General features: G+C 69.7%; 5 protein-coding genes. 2 read left to right on the forward strand and 3 right to left on the reverse strand.

Annotation, left to right across the window (positions count from 1 at the left end):
- Positions 1-83 precede the first annotated feature (83 nt).
- Positions 84-1,670: a sodium-dependent transporter gene (locus tag H8R17_RS14650; protein WP_187823615.1), complete on the forward strand. Its 1,587-nt coding sequence runs from the start codon at positions 84-86 to the stop codon at positions 1,668-1,670.
- On the forward strand, positions 1,670-1,810 hold the full coding sequence (locus H8R17_RS14655) for a methionine/alanine import family NSS transporter small subunit (RefSeq protein ID WP_187823616.1): 141 nt from the start codon (positions 1,670-1,672) through the stop codon (positions 1,808-1,810). The genes H8R17_RS14650 and H8R17_RS14655 overlap by 1 nt, the downstream gene beginning before the upstream one ends.
- Positions 1,811-1,909: 99 nt before the next feature.
- Here H8R17_RS14655 and aceE read toward each other — a convergent pair whose 3' ends face one another.
- The 3 genes from aceE to sucB form a co-directional block, all read right to left on the reverse strand.
- The gene (aceE, locus tag H8R17_RS14660; RefSeq protein ID WP_187823617.1) at positions 1,910-4,621 is read right to left on the reverse strand and encodes a pyruvate dehydrogenase (acetyl-transferring), homodimeric type; all 2,712 of its coding nucleotides are present in this window, start codon (positions 4,619-4,621) and stop codon (positions 1,910-1,912) included.
- Between the two features lie 260 nt (positions 4,622-4,881).
- Positions 4,882-5,511 carry a GntR family transcriptional regulator gene (locus tag H8R17_RS14665; RefSeq protein ID WP_187823618.1) on the reverse strand — a complete coding sequence of 210 codons (630 nt, stop codon included), beginning with the start codon at positions 5,509-5,511 and terminating at the stop codon, positions 4,882-4,884.
- A gap of 318 nt (positions 5,512-5,829) precedes the next feature.
- Positions 5,830-6,950 (reverse strand): 2-oxoglutarate dehydrogenase, E2 component, dihydrolipoamide succinyltransferase (gene sucB / locus H8R17_RS14670; protein ID WP_187823619.1); only part of this gene is annotated, 1,121 nt, incomplete at its 5' end.

The following is a 6,950-nucleotide window of genomic DNA, read 5'->3' on the forward strand; positions in this document are numbered from 1 at the left end:
GAACCGCTGTTAACGTCAGGAAACGGTCAACTCACCGGAGGTTCAGCGGTTCACTCGAGACGTCCCTGAACGAGGGCTTATACATGGCGAATCAGACCAGCGGGCAGAAACTGCCCCGCGAACAGTGGGCCACCCGCACCGGATTCCTCTTGGCGGCGATCGGCTCCGCCATCGGTCTCGGCAACATCTGGCGCTTTCCCGCTGTCGCCTACGAGAACGGCGGCGGCGCCTTCCTCCTGCCCTATCTCATCGCGCTGCTCACGGCCGGTATCCCCCTGCTCATCATGGAATACACGATCGGGCGCAGATACCGGACCTCGCCCCCCGCCGCGCTGCGGCAGATGGCCCGCCCGGCGGAAGCGATCGGCTGGTGGCAGGTGGCGATCTCCTTCGTGATCGCCACCTATTACGCGGTCATCATCGCCTGGGCGATCCGCTACGTCGGGTTCTCCGCCGACCAGGCGTGGGGAGACGACCCGGAGGGCTTCCTCTTCGGCACCTTCCTCCGCGCCTCCGAAGAGCCCGGTTTCGTCTCCGGGTACGTCTCCGGAGTGCTGTGGCCGCTCATCGCCGTCTGGGTGGTGGTGCTGGTCATCCTGGCGTTCGGTATCCGGCGCGGCATCGAGAAGGCCAACAAGGTCTTCATCCCGCTGCTCGTGATCTTCTTCGTCGCCCTGGTGATCCGGGCCGTCACCCTGAACGGGGCAGCGGAAGGACTGGACGCCTTCTTCACGCCCGACTGGTCCGAACTCGGCAACGGCAGCGTCTGGGTGGCCGCCTACGGCCAGATCTTCTTCTCGCTGTCGATCGGCTTCGGCATCATGGTCACCTACGCGTCCTATCTGCGGCGCCGTGCCGACCTCACCGGCTCCGCCCTGGTCGCCGGTCTCTCCAACAGCTCCTTCGAGATCCTGGCCGGCATCGGCGTGTTCGCCACGCTGGGCTTCATGGCGCAGTCCGCGGGTGTGCCGGTCGGGGACGTGGCGAGCGCGGGGCTCGGGCTGGCCTTCGTGGCCTTCCCGACGATCATCTCCGAGATGTGGCTGGGCGGCGTGTTCGGAGTGATCTTCTTCGTTTCGCTGGTGATCGCCGGGCTGTCCTCGCTGATCTCCATCGTGCAGGTGGTCGTCGCCGCCGTGCAGGACCGCACCGGCCTGCACCGCATCCCCGCCGTCTTCGGCGTCGGCGGGGCCGTTGCCCTCGTCTCCATCCTGCTGTTCCCGACCAACGAGGGCGTCTTCCTCCTCGACGCCTCCGACCACTTCGTCAACCAGTACGGCATCGCGCTGGCCGCGCTGGTGGCCGTGATCGTGGTGGCCTGGCTGCTGCGGAAACTGCCCGAGCTCCAACGGGACGCCGACGCCACCTCCGCCGTGCGCCTCCGCCTGTGGTGGCGCATTTGCCTCGGTCTCATCACCCCCGTCGTGCTGGGCTGGATGATGGTCGACAGCCTGCGGGACGAGCTCGACGAGAACTACGAGGGCTACTCCACCGAGTTCCTGCTGGGAGCGGGCTGGAGCGTGGCGATCGGCGCGCTGGTGGTCGGCGTGCTGTTGTCCCTGATCCCGTGGAAGGCGGCGCAGGGCGGGCTGATCGACCTGGACATGGCGACGGCCGAGGAGCACGAGGCGCATCGCGGGCGCGGCGAGCACGGAGAGGAGGACCGCTGATGTCCGGTGGCGCCATCGCTATGATGATCATCGCAATTCTCATCGTCTGGGGCGGTCTGGCCCTGTCCATCATCCAACTCCGCCGCCACCCCGACCCGGGGCCCGAGCCGGAGGAGGCGGGGGTTCCTCCGGCGGAGTAGCGCCGGGCGGTGCGGCTGCGGCAGCGAAGCGGATGCCGGCAGCGAAGGGTGCCGACGGCCTTGGGCTGTCGGCACCCTCTTCTCGTCGGTCACTCCCCTTTACAGGCCGTACCGCTCCCTGGCCTCCTTCACGGCCGTCGCCTTGACCTCGCCGCGCCGGGCCAACTGGGCCAGGGCCGCCACCGTGATGGACTCGGCGTCGACACCGAAGTGGCGGCGGGCCGCCTCGCGGGTGTCGGAGAGGCCGAAACCGTCGGCGCCCAGCGAGGTGTAGTCCTGCTCGACCCACTGCGCGATCTGGTCCGGAAGCTGCCGCATGTAGTCGGAGACCGCCAGCACCGGGCCGTCGGCGCCCTGGAGCGCCTGCCGGACGTACGGCACCCGCTCCTCGCCCCGCAGCAGCGCCTCGTCCGCCTCCATCGCTTCCCGCCGCAGCTCGCTCCAGGACGTCGCCGACCACACGTCGGCCGCGACACCCCACTCCTCGGCGAGCAGCCGCTGCGCCTTCAGCGCCCAGTGGATCGCCGTACCGGAGCCGAGCAGCTGGATCCGCGGGGCGTTGGCCGCGGGAGACAGCCCCGCCGACTCCGCCGTGTTGAAGCGGTACAGGCCCTTGACGATGCCCTCGTCGACGCCGGGTCCGGACGGCTTCGCCGGCTGCGGCAGCGGCTCGTTGTAGACGGTGAGGTAGTAGAAGACGTTCTGGTCCTCGCCGGGTGCGGCCTCGCCGTACATGCGGCGCAGACCGTCCTTGACGATGACCGCGACCTCGTACGCGAACGCCGGGTCGTACGACAGCGCGGCCGGGTTGGTCGCGGCGATGACGGGGGAGTGGCCGTCGGCGTGCTGGAGGCCCTCGCCGGTCAGCGTGGTCCGGCCCGCCGTGGCGCCGATGAGGAAGCCGCGGCCGAGCTGGTCGCCGAGCTGCCACATCTGGTCGGCCGTACGCTGCCAGCCGAACATCGAGTAGAAGATGTAGAACGGGATCATCGGCTCGCCGTGCGTCGCGTACGACGTCGACGCTGCGATGAAGTCGGCCATCGAACCGGCCTCGGTGATCCCCTCGTTGAGGATCTGGCCGTTCCTGGCCTCCTTGTAGTACATCAGCTGGTCGCGGTCGACCGGCTCGTACGTCTGGCCCTTGGGCGAGTAGATGCCGAGGGAGGGGAACAGCGACTCCATGCCGAAGGTGCGCGCCTCGTCCGGGACGATCGGCACCCAGCGCTTGCCGCTCTCCTTGTCGCGGACCAGGTCCTTGACGAGGCGTACGAAGGCCATCGTCGTGGCGACGTTCTGGGAGCCGGAGCCCTTGTCGAACGCCGCGAAGGCCTTCTCGGCGGGCGCGGGCAGCGGGGCGACCGGATGGACGCGGCGGGCCGGGGCGGGGCCGCCGAGGGCCGCGCGGCGCTCCTGGAGGTAGCGGACCTCGGGTGAGTCGGCGCCGGGGTGGCCGTAGGGCACGACCCCGTCGACGAAGTCGCTGTCCTTGACGGGCAGGCCGAGCAGGTCGCGCATCGCCTTGAACTCGTCCACCGTCAGCTTCTTCATCTGGTGGTTGGCGTTCTTCGACGCGAAGCCCGTGCCGAGGGTGTGGCCCTTGACCGTCTGGGCCAGGATGACCGTCGGCGCGCCCTTGTGCTCCACGGCGGCCTTGTACGCGGCGTAGACCTTGCGGGCCTCGTGACCGCCGCGCGAGAAGTGGAAGCACTCGATGATCTTGTCGTCGCTCAGCAGCTTCGCCAGCTCGGCGAGCGCGGGGTCCTTCCCGAAGAAGTCCTCGCGGATGTAGGCGGCGTCGCGGGTCTGGTACGTCTGGATCTGCGCGTCCGGTACCTCGCGCAGGCGGCGTATTAGCGCGCCCGTGGTGTCGAGCCGGAACAACTCGTCCCACGCCGAACCCCACAGCGTCTTGACGACGTTCCAGCCGGCGCCGCGGAACTGGGCCTCCAGTTCCTGCACGATCTTGAAGTTGGCGCGGACCGGGCCGTCGAGGCGCTGGAGGTTGCAGTTGATGACGAAGGTGAGGTTGTCCAGTTCCTCGCGGGCGGCGAGCGCGAGGGCCGCCGTCGACTCGGGCTCGTCCATCTCGCCATCGCCGAGGAACGCCCACACGTGCGAGGCGGTGGTGTCCTTGATGCCGCGGTTGGTGAGGTACCGGTTGAAGCGTGCCTGGTAGATGGCGGAGAGCGGGCCGAGGCCCATCGACACGGTCGGGAACTCCCACAGCCAGGGCAGGCGGCGGGGGTGCGGGTACGACGGCAGGCCGTCGCCGCCCGCCTCCCGGCGGAAGTTGTCGAGGTGCGACTCGTTCAGACGGCCGTCGAGGAAGGCGCGGGCGTAGATGCCGGGGGAGGCGTGGCCCTGGATGTACAGCTGGTCACCCGAACCGGCGGCTTCTCCGGAGTCCTTGCCGCGGAAGAAGTGGTTGAAGCCGGTCTCGTAGAGCCAGGCGGCGGAGGCGAAGGTGGCGATGTGGCCGCCGACGCCGTATTTGCTGCCGCGGGTCACCATCGCGGCCGCGTTCCAGCGGTTCCACGCGGTGATTCTCTGCTCCATCTCCTCGTCACCGGGGACGGCCGGTTCGGCCGCGGTGGGGATGGAGTTGACGTAGTCGGTCTCGAGGAGCTTCGGCAGCGCGATGCCGGTGCCCTCGGCGCGCTCCAGCGTGCGGCGCATCAGGTACGCGGCACGGTGCGGCCCGGCCGCCTTCGCGACCGCGTCCAGCGAGGCCCGCCACTCGGCGGTCTCCTCCGGATCCCGGTCGGGGAGCTGGTCGAGCTCGCTCTGCTGGATGGCGTTGGGGTCGGTCATGTCGCCGCCTTCCTCAGTCGAAGGGGGTTCCCTCATCGGTAAGGTTCGGGGGTGCCCTTGGTCTTTGGCAGGACAGGGCGTGGGCTTGGGTGGCAAGCCCGCGGCGACTGTAACTCCCTGATCGATGATCGATCAAAGGGTTGACGAGGAAAACCTCTTGATCACGAGAAAGTAGGCACGGCGTGCCTCCAGCGGTGGCACCGGGTGACGCTCCGACCGACGGTTTTCGCAGGTGAGCGTGCGTTTGAGCGGGGGTGCGCTCAGGATTCGTGGCGCGGTGCGCAGCCCAGGACGTGGGCCTTCACGATGTCGGCGATTCGCGGGTCCTGTCTGCGGAAGGCGGCGACCAACTCGTCGTGTTCCTCGGCGTAGGACTGCTGCACCGTGCCCAGCCAGCGGATGGACAGGGCGGTGAAGACCTCGATGCCCAGGCCCTCCCAGGTGTGCAGCAGCACCGAGTTGCCGGCGGCCCGTACCAGCTCGCGGTGGAAGGCGACCGTGTGCCGTACCTGGGCCGTGCCGTCCGCGACGCGGTCGGCCTCGTACAGCGCTGCGACGTGCGGCTCCAGCGCCGAGCAGTCCTCCGCCAGCTTCTCCGCCGCCAGCTCCGCGGCGATGGCCTCCAGGCCGGCCCGGACCGGGTAGCTCTCCTCCAGGTCGGCCGCCGTCAGATTCCGGACCCGCACGCCCTTGTTCGGGGCCGACTCGATGAGCCGCAGTGACTCCAGCTCACGCAGCGCCTCGCGCACCGGCGTCTGCGAGACCTCCAGTTCCGTTGCGATCCGCCGCTCCACGATCCGCTCGCCCGGCTGCCAGCGCCCGCTGATGATCCCTTCCAGGATGTGCTCGCGGATCTGTTCGCGCAGCGAGTGGATGACGGGCGCGGTCATGAAGGGCTCCTTAGGGCGTTTGACGTTTAGACAATAAGGCCGGTTCGCTCCGCGGGTAGGGCGCATGGGGGCGCTTTGGCGCAGGTGAGACGAGACTTACATGTTCGTTTCGGCGCCCTGGAGCTCGGCCTGGTCTGCCGTCGGGCGGCTGCGGGGCGTGTGTGGCTGGTCGCGCCCACGCGGCGGAGCCGCACATCTATACAGCCCCGCGCCCCCACAGGTTGGTGCCCCTGCCCGAACTTCCCGGCAGGGGCACCGATGTGTGCGGCTGAGCGGTGACTACAAGCCCAGCTCTACTTCGTTGAGATCCTCAACCCCTCACAGACCGAGCTCGACCTCGAACTCGCCCGCCTCCAGGATCGCCTTGACCGCCGTCAGGTAACGGGCCGCGTCGGCGCCGTCCACCAGCCGGTGGTCGTAGGACAGGGTCAGGTACGTCATGTCGCGGACGCCGATGACCGTGCCCTCCTCCGTCTCGATGACGGCCGGACGCTTGACCGTGGCACCGATGCCGAGGATCGCGACCTGGCCCGGCGGCACGATGATCGTGTCGAAGAGCGCGCCGCGCGAACCCGTGTTGCTGATCGTGAAGGTCGCGCCGGACAGCTCGTCCGGCGTGATCTTGTTGGCGCGCACCTTGCCCGCGAGCTCCGCCGTGGCCTTGGCGATACCGGCGAGATTGAGGTCACCGGCGTTCTTGATGACCGGGGTCATCAGGCCCTTCTCGGAGTCCACCGCGATACCGATGTTCTCGGTGTCGAAGTAGGTGATGGTCCCCTCGGCCTCGTTGATCCTGGCGTTGATGGGCGCGTGGGCCTTCAGCGCCTGGGCCGCCGCCTTGACGAAGAACGGCATAGGGGAGAGCTTGACGCCCTCACGGGCCGCGAACGCGTCCTTGGCGCGGGCGCGCAGCTTCATCAGGCGGGTGACGTCGACCTCGACGACCGAGGACAGTTGGGCCTGCTCGTGCAGGGCCTTGACCATGTTGTCGCCGATGACCTTGCGGATCCGCGGCATCTTGATGGTCTGGCCGCGCAGCGGGGAGACCTCCAGGGCCGGCGCCTTCCTGGCGGCGGCAGCCGGAGCTGCGGCCGGAGCCGGCGCGGCGGTGGCGGCCTTCGCGGCCTCGGCGGCGGCGAGGACGTCCTGCTTGCGGATACGGCCGCCCACGCCGGTGCCCTTGACGGTGGACAGGTCGACGCCGTTCTCGGCGGCGAGCTTGCGCACCAGCGGGGTGACGTAGGCCCCCTCGTCGGTCGGCTTGGCGGCGGCCGGGGCAGCCGGAGCCGGGGTGACCGGAGCCGGAGCCGGAGCCGGGGCAGCAGGCGCCGGAGCGGCGGCGGCCGGGGCGGCCGGAGCCGGGGGCGCCGGGGCCGGAGTCGGCGCCGGGGCGGGCTCGGCCGGAGCCGCGGGGGCGGCCGGCGCGGGAGCCGGGGCGG

This window comes from Streptomyces sp. TRM68367 (assembly GCF_014495685.1).
In the GTDB taxonomy this organism is placed as follows: domain Bacteria; phylum Actinomycetota; class Actinomycetes; order Streptomycetales; family Streptomycetaceae; genus Streptomyces.